Genomic DNA, 13,560 nt, shown 5'->3' on the forward strand with positions numbered 1-13,560 from the left:
GCGGCGCACTCCTTGGCCGCCCGCTCCTGGCCTTCCGGGAAGAGCGCGGTCAGGAGCTCCCTGGACTTCAGCGCCGGGAGTTCTCCAACCGGGCGGCCCGCTTGTTCTCCTCGCCCTCGATGCCGTCCTGGTGCTGTTCGTAGGCGCCCAGACCGGCGTCGAAGGTGATACCGACCTCTCCGGCACCGAGTCCGGTTGTGTAGCCGGTCCCGGGGGCGCCCGGCGGCAGCGGTTCCTTCTTGGAGTACTCGGTCGTCGAGGAGACGGTGCTGCCCCATGTGCCGACGCTCTTCTGGAAGTTCTTGGTGGCAGCCAGCTGCGGGGCGACGATCGCGTGGGTGGGAGCCTTGCCGGGGTCGAGTTGCGGAGCGGCGGGAGTGGCTCCGTCGAGCACCGTGAACGGGTGGCCGGAGTCCTCGAAGGCGCCCGGCTGCTTCTTGTGCAATGCCTCGGCGGTCAGCAGTGCGATGTCGTTCTTGTTCGCCTCGGTCCGCGGGAAGTTCTCGCGCAATGCGTCGGCGGTCTTGACGCCGAGCATCAGGTCGCCCTTGCCCTGGGCCTCATGGGTGAAGACCGCGATGGGTGCCCGGCCGGTCCACTCCAAGCAGCTGCAGAGCTGGTCGATGAGATGCGGCATGACCTGGGCCTTGTTGTTGAGCTTCACGGATCCGGCCATCTGCTGGAACACGGCGTCGTTCAACCGGCTTGCGGCCCGGCGCAGGCACCTGCGGGGAGCGGCCCGCTCCGTCTCCAGTTCGTAGCGGGCCTGCGCGGAGTTCGCCGCGAAGTCCTCCACCGAGACCTGCTCGGCGACCCCCGGCTTCCGCTCCTCGACCGGCGCCGGCGCCGGCGCCGGCGCAGTGGTGGTGTGGGGGTGGGTCTGGGTGTGCGGCGCCGTGGCCGGCGTCGCGGGGACCTGCTGCCGGGTGGCCGCGGAGCTCGGCTGCTGCTCGGCCCTGGTGAACCTGGTCGGTTTGGGGTGGGGAGCCGGTCGCGGGGGGCGGACCGGGGTGGTCGCGGCCGAAGTGGTGGACGCCGGGGCGGTGGACGCCGGAACGACCGCCGGAGCGGACGTGCTCCCGGCCTCCGATGTGGTGCCGCTCACCGTGGTGCTCGCCGTGGGCGTGTTCCTCGCCGTCCAACGGCGCGCCGACCTCGACCTCGTCTCGCTCGACGAGGACACCCCCCGGCTCCTCGGCCTGGACCCGGCGCGCGGCCGCCCGGCCTTCCTGCTCAGCGCCACCGCCGTGGCCGCCGCCGGCACGATCGGTTTCGTCGGCCTCGTGGCCCCCCACGCAGCCCGGGCCCTGGTGGGACGCCGCCACGTCAGGGTGGTCCCCGTCGCGGTACTCCTGGACGCCGTACTCGTCTGCACCGCGGACCTGGTGGGGCGGACCGTGATCGCCCCGACCCAGATCGGCGCCGGACTGATGACGGCCCTGATCGGTACGCCGTACTTCCTCCACCTCCTCGTCCGCAGCCGCAGCCGGTAGGGCTTCGTACAGCGGGATCCTCTCGGCCCCGACGTACCTCCGGCTCGGTCCTGCCGTACGCGGCCCTGCTCCAGCCGCGCTACCGACGCCGATCCGCAGAAGGCTGATCGGCGCTGTAGGCCTGGAGGAGCTGGTCGACGGGTGCGTGGTCGTCGGTGAGCAGTCGGGCATCGCCGATCCAGGAGGCGAGGTCGTCACCGGCGGTGATCCTCCAGCCGTTCTGCCGGGCATCCAGCGCCGCCTGGGTCGCGCGGAGGTCGACCGGCCGGTCGGAGGCGAGCACGACCAGGTTGCCTCCCTCGGAAGGGGCGGTCGGGTCGAGGCCGATGTCGGAGGGCTTGCCGACGACGGCGACGTGCTCGAAGGTCTTGCCGAGGGTGGCCACTTCGGCACGTGCGAAGGCCAGACCACCGTGATCGATGAGGTTGGCGACGTACAGGCCGTCTTCCTTGAGCACCCGCCGTACGTCGGTCATCGCTTCGACCGTGGTGAGGTGCCACGGCACGCTCACGCCCCCGAAGGCGTCGCCGACGACGAGGTCGCGACTTCCGGTCTCCAGCCGCCGCAGGCCGAGCCTGCCGTCCTCCACGCGTACGCCGATACCGCCTTCCGGCCCCAGGCCCAGTCGGTCGCGGTCGATGCGCACGACCCCGCCATCGATCTCGGACACGAGGCTCCGCGTCCCGGGCCGCGTCGCCGCGAGGTAGCGGGGGAAGGTGAGCCCGCCGCCGCCCAAGTGGTGGGCAGCCAGCGGCTCACCTTCGGGAAAGGCGGCATCGACCACCGACGCGATGGCGCGCACGTACGCGAACTGCAGGTGGGTCGGGTCGTCGACGTCGACGTAGGAGTGCCGCACGCCGTCCAGGACGAGCGTGCGGCCGCCGGCCCGATCGGGGTCGGTGACGACCCGCGCGCAGTGGTACCTCGTCTCCGTGTCGCAGCCGCCGGGCGCGACGGTGGTGGCGAGGCCGCCGGCCACGACCGCGAGTGCGAGGGCCGGGGTGCTGCTCCATCCGCGCGTTCGCCACTCCACCAGCGCCGAGCCGACCACCAGCAGGGTTCCGAGGCCGATCAGGATGCCGCTGACCGGCAACCGCGCGATGAGGACGAAGCCGGTGAGTACCGTTCCGACGATGGCCCCGACGGTGCCGACACCGGACAGCCGGCCGACAACTGTCCCGGTTTCGGCGAGGTCGGTGAGGCGCAGCTTCGTCACGATCGGCGTCACCGCGGAGAGCAGGGCGCCCGGCACGAGGATGGTCAGGGCCGCGATCAGCAGGAGAGCCACCGGTGCCCACTCCGCCGTGGTGCGCAGCACGGCAGGGGTGAGCGCCACGGCCGCTCCCGACACTCCGAGAGAGGGGCCGATGAGCCGGCGCGGATTGACCTGGTCGGCGAGGCGCCCACCCAGCCAGGAGCCGGCGGCGATCGCGGTGAGGGCGATGCCGATCACCATGGTGCTGGTCTCGAGCGTGAGGCCGAGGTAGGGAGCCAGTAGCCGCAGAGCGACGATCTCCACCACCAGGACCGCGGCCGACGATCCGAACACGAGCACGGCAGCGGTACGGGGACCCAGCCCGCGGTCGCGAGGCGTGCCCGCGGCGACAGGCGAGGAGGACGATCCGGTCACGGGCGACATCCTTGCACGTGGCACATCGACAGCAGGGCGAAAACCCTCAATGCGCAGCGTATCGGCGTGAAGCAGGCCGACGCCGACGCCGATCGAGGCCGATCGACGCCGCGGCCGATCGCGGCGCCTTCCCCGCCCACCGGACGCGCCGGCGGAGCTCATGCCCGCCTGGGGCCAACCACCGTTCCGCGCGGCCCTGCTTGTCGGAGTCCCCGGAGCGGCGCGCGTGGGCCAGCAGACGGACGCGCAGTGCTTCGGGCAGGCCGGCGACATCCCGCTTGTTTCCCCGTTCCCGCAGGACCGCTCGGTGCTCGGCCGGGGTTGCCCTCCGCGACGTCATCGTGTCCTGATCTCCGCCAGAGCTTGACGTTCCGCCTGCCGTTGCCCATTCGAGACGCGTTCGCAACACCTTCGTCGGCTCCAACTCGCCCTCCCGAACGTCACATTCGCAGACACCGATCGTCCGAAGGGGGACACCATGACGTTGCGCACGCACAGCCCCGACCGCGACCGCAACCGCCGCCCGGCGAGACCTGCCCTGCTCGCCGTGCTCGCCGCCGGGGCGGTGCTGCTCTCCGGGTGCAGCGCCTCCGACAGCGGCCACGACCGCAGCAGCGGCACCTCCCAGGAGGGCGGCCGGCGGACCCACGGCGGCAACCCCGCCCCGGGCCCCGCCCAGGGCTCGCCCGGCACCGCCGACAGGGCCGACGCAACGGCGGAGGGCGAGGACGACGGCCGCCGCACCGCGGCACCGCCCGCGGACTACCTCTCCACCTTCGCCCTCGACGTGGACACCGCGAGCTGGGGCTACGCCCGCCGGACCCTCGCCGACGGCAACCTCCCCGACCCCGCGACCGTCCGTCCGGAGGAGTTCGTCAACAGCTTCCGACAGGACTACCGGCAGCCTGACGGCAACGGCTTCTCCGTGACCGTCGACGGCGCCCGCACCGACGCCGCCGGCTGGTCCCTGATGCGCGTCGGACTCGCCACCCGGACCGGCCTCGGCCAGGACCGGCGCCCGCCCGCCGCCCTCACCTTCGTCGTCGACATCTCCGGTTCGATGGCCGAACCCGGCCGCCTGGACCTGGTCCGGAAGTCCCTGGACCTGATGACCGACCGGCTCCGCGGCGACGACTCGGTCGCCATCGTCGCCTTCAGCGAAAAGGCCGAGACCCGGCTCCCGATGACCCGCCTGGACGGCAACCGCAGGCGGGTGCACGATGTCGTCGACCGGCTGCGCCCCACCGACTCCACCAACGTCGAGGCCGGTGTCACCCGCGGCTACGACACCGCCGTCGAGGGCCGCCGGGCCGGCGCCACCAACCGCGTCGTCCTGCTGTCCGACGCCCTCGCCAACACCGGCACCACCTCCGCCGACGCCCTGCTGGAGCGGATCGACGGCGCCCGCCGCGACCACGGCATCACCCTCTTCGGGGTCGGCGTGGGCAGCGACTACAACGACTCGTTCATGGAGCGGCTGGTCGACAAGGGCGACGGGCACACCGTCTACGTCTCCGACGAGGAGGAGGCCCGCAGGGTCTTCTGCGACGAGCTGCCCGCACAGGTCGAACTGCGAGCCCGCGACGCCAAGGCGCAGGTCTCCTTCGACCCGCGCAACGTCGAACGGTTCCGGCTGATCGGATACGACAACCGGCGCGTGGCCGACGACTCCTTCCGCGACGACTCCGTGGACGGCGGCGAGGTCGGCCCGGGCCACACGGTGACCGCGCTGTACGCGGTGCGGCTGCGGCCGGGCGCGTCCGGACACGTGGCCACCGCAACCGTCCGGTGGCTCGACCCCGGCGGCAGGGCTCCGCACGAGGAGTCCGGCCGGGTGGAGGCCTCCGCGCTGACCGGCGGCAGCTGGGAGCAGGCCGCTCCCCGCTTCCAGGTCGCGGTCGCGGCGGCGTACCTGGCCTCCTCGCTGCGCGAGCGGGGAGGCGGCTGGGAGGCGGTTCCGGGCGCGGTCGGCCTGGGCAGGCTGTCGGAGGTGACCGCCCGGCTGGCCGAGCGGACCGAGGACCCCGAGGTCCGGCAGCTGTCCGAGGCGGTGCGGCAGGCCCGCCGACTGCTGGGCTGACCGGAGGCCCACCCCTGGCGGTCGGCGGCGGAGGGCCGGCGGCCGGGGGCGGGCGCCCGGTGTGGGTGCCCGGGCCTTCCCGATGGGGAACGGCCGTTGGGCAGACCTGCGGCGTGGGCAGCCGCTCCGGCTAAGAGATCACCGGATGGCTGCTCTGGAATGCATCGCCGCTCCTCCGCGGGCTTCACCGCCGCCGACCGAGGAGCGCGGCCTGCTGCTTCTTGAGTCGCGCGAAGCGAGTGGTGGCGTACTCCTTCAGTTCGGGCCCCGGGAACTGGATGACGGACTTGTATTCGCCGAACTCACCCGATGCCCAGCGCGCAGCGGTGACCTCGTAGCCGGCGACATGGGCGCACAGTACGAGCAGGACAGGCGGCACCTCCTCCTCGATGAGGAGGTCGGCCTTCGTGACGACCACATCGCGCATCTTCTGGATGTTGGGCAGGAAGACGGTCGTGGCCCAGATGCGCCACTCGGCGAGCTCCTCCTCGGTGGGGGGAACGTCGTGGTCGAAGGGGTGGACGCCATCAGGGCGGGCATACCGCTCGCAGAAGGCCTCGTGGGCACGGCTGTTGGCCTCCATGGCGAGGATGGTAGGGCCGCTTCCTTCAGATCATCTGATCGTTGGTCTGGTCGTGCCGTTGGCTGACGTGCGGTGGGCGCGGATTGAGCCGTCGCTCATCGACCGGGCGCCACCCCTGGGCGGCCGATGGCGGTGGGCGACCGGGCAGCCCATCCGCAGGCCGTTCCCCGATGCCATCATGACGGGTGTGGATTCCTCGGACGCAACGCTCAACGCCGACCTGGTGCAGGACCGTTGGCGTGCCCGGGAGGCTCCCTACGGGGACTTCATCATGTTCGGCGACGGATCGCTGTCGGTGATGAGCTTCATGAGATCCTCCCCCGCGGACCAGCTCCACGACATGCGGGACGATGTTCGCCTCGTGCGCCTACGCCGAAAGCCGGGCCTCGGCAGGTGAATCGTCGGCCCACGGGAGCATCGGCTGGGTCGCCCTGACCCGGGACGATGACCACCTCACCTTGGAATGGGTCGCGGTCTCCTGCTCGTCCAATCCGTTCGCCGAAGTCACCTTGGACGCGACCACGGTGACCGCCACCAGCACCCTGGGCCGCATCTGGTCCTTCCCCCGAAACGCCCCGCAGCACGTGAAGATCACCGAGGACCCGGCCTACCCCTGGACCTCGTGAGCTCAGGCGTTCAATCCTGCGGACTCGAGCACTCCGTCACATCCGTGCGATGGAGCGGCCTACTCGGGCGCACTGCTCGGCGCGGCCAACCCAATGAAACAACGGAACGTTGTTTCATTGGGTTGTGGAGTAGGATGGCGTCATGTCGGACGACACCGAGACCACCGCCCGCCGCCGGCCGGTCGCCCCAGCGGGCCGACCGCCCGTCGACGGAGCTCTCGCGGAGGGCCTGCAACGTGACGTCGCCTTCCTGGACGGGCTGTTGGCCGGCGCGGCCGGGAGCGGCGGAACGGAACAGCACCGCGCTTCGGACGAGGACGTCGCCGCTGCTCTGGGCCTGTTCGAGGACATGCGTACGGCACTCGACCGGCTGGAGGCACAGGTCGTCATCGAGGCCCGGCGCCGCGGGATGGAATGGCGGGAGATCGCCCGCCACCAGGGGATGAAGTCGTCCCAGGCCTCCTCCCAGCGCTATCAGCGCCTGGTGACCCGCCTCGAAGAGATCCGCCAGGGCATCCGGTAAGACCAGGCAGGAGACCCCTATCCATGAGCAGCCAGCCTTCCGACCCCCTCGCCGCGGTGGACGCCCTCCTTGCCGCCGTCGAGGCCGGTCACCTTCTCCCGGCCCCTGCGGAACGAGTCCGCCTCCGTGAAGCGGCCGGCCTGACCCAGGCCGCCGTTGCCCAGGCCCTCGGCGTACGCATCCCCAGCATCCAGGCCTGGGAGGAAGGACGCGCCGAGCCGAAACCCGAACGCCTCCAGGCCTATCGGCGCCTCCTCGAAGGCCTGGCCCAGCGCTTTCCGGCCCCGGCCCCTGCCCCCGCCTCACCGAAGCCGGCCGCCCCGCCGACCACGCCCAGCAGTCCGGCCGTTGCCGCGTCCGAGGCCGAGGTCCGTCCGACGGTGGCATCGCGGCGCCCCCTTCCGAGAAAGGCCGCCACGGCCGCCACTGCCGCGTCCGCCGATTCCCGGTTCCCGCACGGCCCGCTCGCCGTCCTGGACGGCGACGGCAGTGCGTACGGCGTCGACGGGATCGTGCTGGACTGCCCGGCCGCCACCATCACGGAGTTGGTGGAGTGGACGCTGAAGGAGTCCGGTCTCGGCGCTGCGCGCCTGAACCGCAACGGCAAGGACTCCGACCCGCTGATCGTGCTCACCGCCTCCGCCGCCGTGAAGCTCGGACTTCCGGAGCGGCTGGAGGGGCGCGAGGAGCGCCGCTCACTGCGGCTGGCGGACGACCACCCGGTCGTGAAGCAGATCGGAGCGGCGAAATGGCAGCTCACGCAGCGCGGCTTCGGCCCGTGGGCCCGGATCTACCGCAAGGCCGAAGGCAGGGCGCGGCAGTGCGTGCAGCTCGCGATCCTGTCCTGGGACGCCCTCGACACCCGTTCCTGGCCCGGCGTCGCCGCCATGGACCCCGCCGACATCGCCCGCGTCCTCGGCGTCTACGCCCAGCGGGTCCTCACCCCGCGCGGCTCCACCGCGGTGTCCGGGCTGGAGCTGATGACCGCCCTGCGCCCGCCCACCAGGGCCGTGCAGGACAACGGGACGTGGGTGTCGGGCCACAACCCCGGCAGCCTCGGTTCGGAGCCCATGGATCCGGCGCCGCCCGAGGCCATCGCCGAACACCCCGTCGTCGTGCGGTCCGGCTGGAGCGGGGGCTTCCTCAACGAGGAGGCCTATCAGTGGGTCCGCGACCCCGTTCTCCTCTCCGACGAGGAGTGCCTGCTCCCGTACGCGGTCGGCCTGGACCTGAACACCGCCTTCCTGGCGGCCGCGGCACGCCTGGTGGTGGGCCTGTCCGCCCCCGACCACTTCCACCGGCCGGTGTTCAACAAGAAGATCCCCGGCTCCTGGCTGGCCGACCTCTCCCACATCGAGCTCGACCCGCGCCTGCCGTCGCCGTTCACCCCGGACGGCACCCGGCCGACGGGACCTGCCTGGTACCAGACCCACACCCTCGCCTACGCCCAGGAACTCGGCCACGACGTCCGCCCCGTCGAGGCCTACCTGCGCCGGGAGACCGGCGCCTACCTCGACCCGTGGCACGACCGCCTCAAGACCGCGTACGTGGACACCCTCGCCGACCTCGGCGTCACCGCCGATCTCACCGACGCCGGATTCCTGGCGGCGATGGAGGTCCACCAACAGGCCGATCCGGCGATGGCCGCCGTCCTCGCGGCGATCAAGGCCACGGTCAAGGGCGGTATCGGCAAGCTCCGCGAACGCCCCCAGGGCCGCACCTATCGGGACGGCGACCCGTGGCCCGCCATGCAGCGCCCGACCTGGCGACCCGACATCCGCGCCGCCGTCATCTCCAAGGCCCGCGTCAACATGCACCGCAAGCTCACCAACATGGTGAAGCTGACCGGCCTGTTCCCCCTCGCGGTGCTCTCCGACTGCGTCGTCTATCCCAGCCCCGGTGCTTCCCCGCTGGACTTCCTGCCGTACGAGGCGTCCGGCAAGCCGCTGATGGGCGGCTTCCGCCTCGGCCCGACCCCGGGTCTGGCCAAGGTGGAAGGGGTGCAGGAGATGGCGTGGGCGGTCGACCTGATGGAGAAGGGCCTCAACCCCGCCCGCCACATCAAGGGCGGCGACGCCGTCCTCGACGACGGCGAATAGGGCCGGGGTTCAAGGCGAATAGAGCCGGCATTCAAGCTGCATGACCAGGAACCCTTGTTGAGGAGCTGAACCCGCTGTGGGAGAGATCGAGGACGCCATCATCCGTGCCGACCAGGAGGCCTTCACCAAACAGCCGCCCAAGACCCTCAAGGGCCGGATCAACTTCCTGCTGAAGCGGCTCAAGACGACCAAGGCCGTCGCTGCGGAACTCGGAGTCAGCCAGCGCTCGGTGGAGCGCTACCGCAAGGGGGACCGCAAGACCCCGCCCAGGCCCGTCGCGGACCGCATCGACACAGCCGTACGCGCCCGCTGGCAGCCCGTGGTACGCGGCCGCCGCCGCAAGGAGGCCGCCACCAGCACCGGCATCACGGTCGAGACCCGGGCCCGGTTCGGCTACACCGCGCCCGTCGGCACCACCGACGACGGCCGGGTGCGCCGCCTCACCGTCCACCTCCCCGCCGCCTACGCCCAGCGCCTCTTCGACGCCCGCGCCCAGGGCGCCGACGACCGCGAACTGCGGGCGATCGTCGCCGAGGGACTGCAGGAGATCTACTTCAAGGACGGCGGAACCCGAGCCGACGAGCTCCGGGTCGAGTTCACCGACATCGACTACTTCGACGTCTCCTTCTGACCCCCACTGCGGCGGCGCACCAGGACCCGGCGGGGCTGTCCGGCCTCACCCCCGGCCGGCGAACCGGTCGAGAGCCTCGAGCACATGGGCGCGGGTCGTGTCGCTGCCCAGATGGCGGTCGAGGAAGCGTTCCCACTGCTTGGGGAAGAAGCGGCCCGCACCGCGGTAGCGGCCGCGCTCGTCGAACAGGACGACCCGGTAGCGGTCCGGGTCGAAGTTCTGGCGTGCCCCGGGTCCGCATCCTGATCCTGGTCCGCCGTGGACGACGAGTGACGGCTTGTCGGCGGGGGCCCGGCAGAATGCGGAGGATGGACTATCTGGCGGCCTGGCTGGCCGAGAGCTGGTGGTATCCCCTGGGGGTCGCGGCGACGGCGCTGGGGGCGTCGGCCCGCATGCACTGGGCGGTGAGGCGGGCCCTTTCCCTGCCCGGCGGCCGCACCCAGCCGTTCGGCTTCGCCGAGGTGCTCGCCGTGGTGATCCCCATGCCGACCGCCCTCCCGCTGCTGTACGCGCCCGTGTTGTACGGCTGGATGGCAGGCACGCCGGTGGTCCTGGGCAGCGCGGGCACGGCCGTGGCGTGGGGGCTGGGAGCGGTCGCGGCAGCGGGCATGCTCGCCGCCGGAACCCGCACCCACAGCCGCAAGTGACGCCGGCCCCGGGCGGCCGACCCCGCTCCCGACCCCGTTCCCGGGTGGGGGAGTGGTCGACTGCCGGCTGCCGGGCACCGAAACGGAGATCAGGACCGGCTGCGCGGCATCCCGCGCGAGCCCGACGACATCTTCGGCCTTCACGTGCTCGGCCTGCCCACGGAGCTCCGCGCCCGCCGCTGCCCCTGGAACGCGGCCGCGCTGCGCCTGCTCGACGACCCTGCTCCGGATTTCGTTGCCGCCACCCGATCCCACCTGAGTGATCACGGCGGGTACGCATGACGGTTGGGAGGGAGGGCCGGAGGGGGAGGGGCCGCAAGGGGTGCTGGAGCCGTGGGCGGGTGCAGGGCCGCTTCGCTCCGCGGCGTGGGCCATCCATTGAGGTGTTCACGCTCCGTCGGGGCCGCCGAGCGGCGCGGTGAACCGCGGCCGCCAGCCGTCCTCCGCCAACACCACCAGCTGGACCGCCGCCGCACGGGTGCGCAGCGGCAACAGGTGCCCGACCGCGGCGCGGACACGGGCGGCGGCTGCCGGGTCGCCCGCACCCGTGGCGACCGTGACATGGGCGGCGGGCCGCGCCCCGAAGCGCCCCCCGTACGGCCGCAATCCGGACCACTGGCCGTGGAACGCATCGACGATCGGCTGGAGTTCCGGCACGGAGACGGCGACGAAGCCCGGCTCCGTCACGACGTGCTCCAGGAGCAGATCGGCCGCCGGGAAACTCGCCGCCAGGGAACGCACGTTCGTCTCGTCCTGAACCGTCAGCACCGATTCCGGTACGAACGGGTAGAGGAGCGAGACGTGTGCCGGCACCCCGTGACGCACCAGGGCCGGGTCGATGCGCCACGCCGCATCGAGGAGCGGGGCGGCGTCGGGCAGAACAATCACGACGGCGGTGGTCCCTGGATCAGGCATTCCGCCATCCTCGCAGGCCGACCGGGATCGGCCCGCCCCATGGCGGCCGAGACCGTGGACGAGCTGCTCATGGCAGGAAAGCTCGGGATCGCCGCGGACCTGGTCACGACGGTCGCCGGCGTCCTCGCCCTCCTCTTCGTCCGCAGGCTGACGGCGATGCAGAACACGATGGCGACCGAGGGCCCGTACGCGCGGGCCTGACGGCATCGCCGTGTGTGCCGGTGCCGGTGCCGGCGCGCAGGTGCAGCAGTTGGTGCCCTGGAGGCCGGGCGGTGGGGACCTTCGTGTGCCAGGCGCGGGTGGGCGTCCCCGCCCTCCTGCCTTCCCCTCACCCCTCTTTTCGTCCTCTTGACGATATGGGGGGCGTTCCTTTATCGTCGCACTGACGAAATGAAGGGGGGCCGTCATGGCCGACATCACCCGGCGCTTCGGCTGGCGTCATCTGCGCTCCGCGCCCACCACGCACATCCGCCACCACCGGCGCGGCCGACTCGTCCACGATGGGCGGGGGCTCAGTTTCTGGTACCGCTCGCTGTCGGCGGCGCTGTCCGAAGTCCCGGTCGACGACCGGGAACTGGCCATGGCGTTCCACGCCCGTACGTCCGACTTCCAGGACGTCGCCGTGCAGGCCACCGTCACCTACCGGATCAGCGACCCGGCCGAAGCCGCGGCCCGACTCGACTTCTCCGTCGACCCGGACACCGGGAGCTGGCGCGGGGCCCCCTTGGAGCAGATCGCCACGCTCCTCACCGAGACCGCTCAGCAGCACGCGCTGGACGTACTGGCCCGCACCCCGCTGGCCGTCGCCCTGGTGGACGGCGTCGCCTCCGTGCGGACGAACGTCGCCGCCGGCCTCGCCGCCGAGCCCAGGCTCCCGGCCACCGGCATCGACGTGGTGGCCGTGCGGGTCGTGGCGATCCGTCCCGAGGCCGAGGTGGAGCGCGCCCTGCGCACCCCGGCCCGCGAGCAGATCCAGCAGGAGGCGGACCGGGCCACCTACGAACGCCGGGCCGTCGCCGTCGAGCGCGAGCGCGCCATCGCCGAGAACGAGCTGGCCAGCCAGATCGAACTGGCCAGGCGCGAGGAGCAGCTGATCGACCAGCGCGGCACCAACGCCCGCCGCGAGGCCGAGGAGAAGGCGGCGGCCGACGGCATCCGGACCGAGACCGAGGCGGCCCGCAAGGTCCGCCTGGCCCGCGCGGACGCCGAGGCGGAGCGCGAGACGGGCGCGGCGCGCGCCGAGGCCCAGGCCGCCTGGCTGCGGGTGCACGGCGAGGTCGACCCGGGCACGTTGCACGCCCTGGCGGCGACCCGGCTGGCGGAGAACCTGCCGCGGATCGAGAGCATCACGCTCTCGCCCGACGTCCTCACCGGCCTCCTCGGCAGGCTCGGACGTCCGGAAGGCGGCTCGGGCGCGTGAGCCTCGCCCCGCGGGCGGTGCTCGTGCACCGCAGGACCGAGTACGAGGAACTGCTCGCCCGGCACGGGACGCACGGGCAGGCCGCGTTCTTCCTGTCCAGCCGGGGCCGGTCGATCGACGAGGTGCTCCGCCGCCACGAGCGCACGCAGCACGCACTGCGGGAAGTGGCGGCGGCGGTACCGCTCACCTGGCGCAGCTCCCGGGTGGAGCGGGCGGACCTGGACCGCTTCCTGTTCGCCCCGGAGGACGTGGTGGTCGTGGTCGGCCAGGACGGCCTGGTCGCCAACACCGCGAAGTATCTGGACGGACAGCCGGTGGTGGGCATCGACACCGACCCGGGGCGCAACCCGGGGATCCTGGTCCGTCACCGCTGCACCGACGCGGCCGCCCTGTTGCGTGCGGCGACCACTGCCGGGAGCGGGGCAGAGGAGCTGACCATGGTCGAGGCCGTCGCCGACGACACCCAGCGCCTCCTCGCCCTGAACGAGATCTACCTGGGCTCACCCGGTCACCAGACGGCCCGCTACCGCCTGGGTTCCGACGGCGACAAGGGCCCGGGCGAGGCACAGGCATCCTCCGGGGTGCTGGTGGGCACCGGAACGGGCGCCACCGGCTGGCTGCGTTCCCTGTGGCTGGAGCGCGGCAGCCGCGCCGAGCTGCCCGCGCCCTGCGAACGGCGGCTCCTGTGGTTCGTACGGGAGGCCTGGCCCTCTCCGACGTCCGGAACGACGAAGGTAGCGGGTGAGCTGGGGCGGGGGCAGGGGCTGCAGCTGACCGTGGAGTCGGACCGGATCGTGGTGTTCGGCGACGGGATGGAACGCGACGCCCTGGAGCTGACGTGGGGCCAGAGCGTACGGCTGGGCATCGCGGGGACGGCGCTGCGCCTGGTGACGTAGGCGCAGCGCCCCACCCG

The 13,560-nt window shown here is 72.4% G+C and carries 14 protein-coding genes and 1 pseudogene; 11 read left to right on the top strand and 4 right to left on the bottom strand.

Going from position 1 to position 13,560, the window contains the following annotated elements:
* Positions 1-67: 67 nt before the first annotated feature.
* Positions 68-796, bottom strand: a complete 729-nt coding sequence (locus tag OHA91_RS35845; RefSeq protein ID WP_328740761.1) for a hypothetical protein — start codon at positions 794-796, stop codon at positions 68-70.
* Between the two features lie 169 nt (positions 797-965).
* Between OHA91_RS35845 and OHA91_RS35850 the strand changes: the two are divergent.
* Positions 966-1,493 (top strand): annotated as a pseudogene (locus OHA91_RS35850) (iron chelate uptake ABC transporter family permease subunit); the annotation flags it as partial.
* 79 nt (positions 1,494-1,572) lie between these two features.
* Here the strand turns inward: OHA91_RS35850 and OHA91_RS35855 are convergent.
* Positions 1,573-3,132, bottom strand: coding sequence for a fused MFS/spermidine synthase (locus OHA91_RS35855; protein ID WP_408059214.1), 1,560 nt, complete (start codon positions 3,130-3,132; stop codon positions 1,573-1,575).
* Positions 3,133-3,601: 469 nt separating this feature from the next.
* Between OHA91_RS35855 and OHA91_RS35860 the strand changes: the two genes are divergently transcribed.
* The gene (locus tag OHA91_RS35860) at positions 3,602-5,203 is read left to right on the top strand and encodes a vWA domain-containing protein (RefSeq protein ID WP_328740763.1); all 1,602 of its coding nucleotides are present in this window, start codon (positions 3,602-3,604) and stop codon (positions 5,201-5,203) included.
* A 184-nt stretch (positions 5,204-5,387) separates the two neighbouring features.
* Here OHA91_RS35860 and OHA91_RS35865 read toward each other — a convergent pair whose 3' ends face one another.
* Positions 5,388-5,786, bottom strand: a complete 399-nt coding sequence (locus OHA91_RS35865; protein WP_051893076.1) for a hypothetical protein — start codon at positions 5,784-5,786, stop codon at positions 5,388-5,390.
* Positions 5,787-5,964: 178 nt separating this feature from the next.
* Between OHA91_RS35865 and OHA91_RS35870 the strand changes: the two genes are divergently transcribed.
* The 6 genes from OHA91_RS35870 to OHA91_RS35900 all read left to right on the top strand — a co-directional run bounded on the left by OHA91_RS35870 (position 5,965) and on the right by OHA91_RS35900 (position 10,312).
* Positions 5,965-6,183 (top strand): hypothetical protein, encoded by a 219-nt coding sequence (locus OHA91_RS35870; protein WP_328740764.1) that lies wholly within the window; start codon positions 5,965-5,967, stop codon positions 6,181-6,183.
* Between the two features lie 61 nt (positions 6,184-6,244).
* Positions 6,245-6,412, top strand: a complete 168-nt coding sequence (locus OHA91_RS35875) for a hypothetical protein (RefSeq protein ID WP_328740765.1) — start codon at positions 6,245-6,247, stop codon at positions 6,410-6,412.
* A 142-nt stretch (positions 6,413-6,554) separates the two neighbouring features.
* On the top strand, positions 6,555-6,935 hold the full coding sequence (locus OHA91_RS35880) for a hypothetical protein (protein WP_266505199.1): 381 nt from the start codon (positions 6,555-6,557) through the stop codon (positions 6,933-6,935).
* 23 nt (positions 6,936-6,958) lie between these two features.
* The gene (tap, locus tag OHA91_RS35885; RefSeq protein ID WP_328740766.1) at positions 6,959-9,034 is read left to right on the top strand and encodes a telomere-associated protein Tap; all 2,076 of its coding nucleotides are present in this window, start codon (positions 6,959-6,961) and stop codon (positions 9,032-9,034) included.
* A 76-nt stretch (positions 9,035-9,110) separates the two neighbouring features.
* Complete coding sequence (tpg, locus tag OHA91_RS35890) at positions 9,111-9,665, top strand: telomere-protecting terminal protein Tpg (protein WP_328740767.1); 555 nt, start codon at positions 9,111-9,113, stop codon at positions 9,663-9,665.
* A gap of 308 nt (positions 9,666-9,973) precedes the next feature.
* Positions 9,974-10,312 (top strand): hypothetical protein, encoded by a 339-nt coding sequence (locus tag OHA91_RS35900; protein WP_031147899.1) that lies wholly within the window; start codon positions 9,974-9,976, stop codon positions 10,310-10,312.
* A 387-nt stretch (positions 10,313-10,699) separates the two neighbouring features.
* On the opposite strand, the gene OHA91_RS35905 is transcribed toward OHA91_RS35900, so the two are convergent.
* Positions 10,700-11,227 (bottom strand): 2'-5' RNA ligase family protein, encoded by a 528-nt coding sequence (locus tag OHA91_RS35905; RefSeq protein ID WP_266505193.1) that lies wholly within the window; start codon positions 11,225-11,227, stop codon positions 10,700-10,702.
* 39 nt (positions 11,228-11,266) lie between these two features.
* Between OHA91_RS35905 and OHA91_RS35910 the strand changes: the two genes are divergently transcribed.
* The 3 genes from OHA91_RS35910 to OHA91_RS35920 all read left to right on the top strand — a co-directional run bounded on the left by OHA91_RS35910 (position 11,267) and on the right by OHA91_RS35920 (position 13,543).
* Entirely contained in the window at positions 11,267-11,428 is a 162-nt protein-coding gene (locus OHA91_RS35910; protein ID WP_158714738.1) for a hypothetical protein, read from the top strand.
* A 205-nt stretch (positions 11,429-11,633) separates the two neighbouring features.
* On the top strand, positions 11,634-12,647 hold the full coding sequence (locus OHA91_RS35915) for an SPFH domain-containing protein (RefSeq protein ID WP_031147901.1): 1,014 nt from the start codon (positions 11,634-11,636) through the stop codon (positions 12,645-12,647).
* Complete coding sequence (locus tag OHA91_RS35920; protein WP_031147902.1) at positions 12,644-13,543, top strand: inorganic polyphosphate kinase; 900 nt, start codon at positions 12,644-12,646, stop codon at positions 13,541-13,543. The genes OHA91_RS35915 and OHA91_RS35920 overlap by 4 nt, the downstream gene beginning before the upstream one ends.
* The last annotated feature ends 17 nt before the right edge of the window (positions 13,544-13,560 follow it).

This window comes from Streptomyces erythrochromogenes (assembly GCF_036170895.1).
Classification (GTDB): Bacteria; Actinomycetota; Actinomycetes; order Streptomycetales; family Streptomycetaceae; genus Streptomyces; species Streptomyces erythrochromogenes.

What these genes read in the sequence shown, in the direction of transcription:
- OHA91_RS35855 (WP_408059214.1), bottom strand. Translation starts at nt 3,132, where the DNA reads ATGTCGCCCGTGACCGGATCGTCCTCCTCGCCTGTCGCCGCGGGCACG.
- OHA91_RS35860 (WP_328740763.1), top strand. Translation starts at nt 3,602, where the DNA reads ATGACGTTGCGCACGCACAGCCCCGACCGCGACCGCAACCGCCGCCCG.
- OHA91_RS35865 (WP_051893076.1), bottom strand. Translation starts at nt 5,786, where the DNA reads ATGGAGGCCAACAGCCGTGCCCACGAGGCCTTCTGCGAGCGGTATGCC.
- OHA91_RS35870 (WP_328740764.1), top strand. Translation starts at nt 5,965, where the DNA reads ATGACGGGTGTGGATTCCTCGGACGCAACGCTCAACGCCGACCTGGTG.
- OHA91_RS35880 (WP_266505199.1), top strand. Translation starts at nt 6,555, where the DNA reads ATGTCGGACGACACCGAGACCACCGCCCGCCGCCGGCCGGTCGCCCCA.
- tap (WP_328740766.1), top strand. Translation starts at nt 6,959, where the DNA reads ATGAGCAGCCAGCCTTCCGACCCCCTCGCCGCGGTGGACGCCCTCCTT.
- OHA91_RS35900 (WP_031147899.1), top strand. Translation starts at nt 9,974, where the DNA reads ATGGACTATCTGGCGGCCTGGCTGGCCGAGAGCTGGTGGTATCCCCTG.
- OHA91_RS35905 (WP_266505193.1), bottom strand. Translation starts at nt 11,227, where the DNA reads ATGCCTGATCCAGGGACCACCGCCGTCGTGATTGTTCTGCCCGACGCC.
- OHA91_RS35910 (WP_158714738.1), top strand. Translation starts at nt 11,267, where the DNA reads ATGGCGGCCGAGACCGTGGACGAGCTGCTCATGGCAGGAAAGCTCGGG.
- OHA91_RS35915 (WP_031147901.1), top strand. Translation starts at nt 11,634, where the DNA reads ATGGCCGACATCACCCGGCGCTTCGGCTGGCGTCATCTGCGCTCCGCG.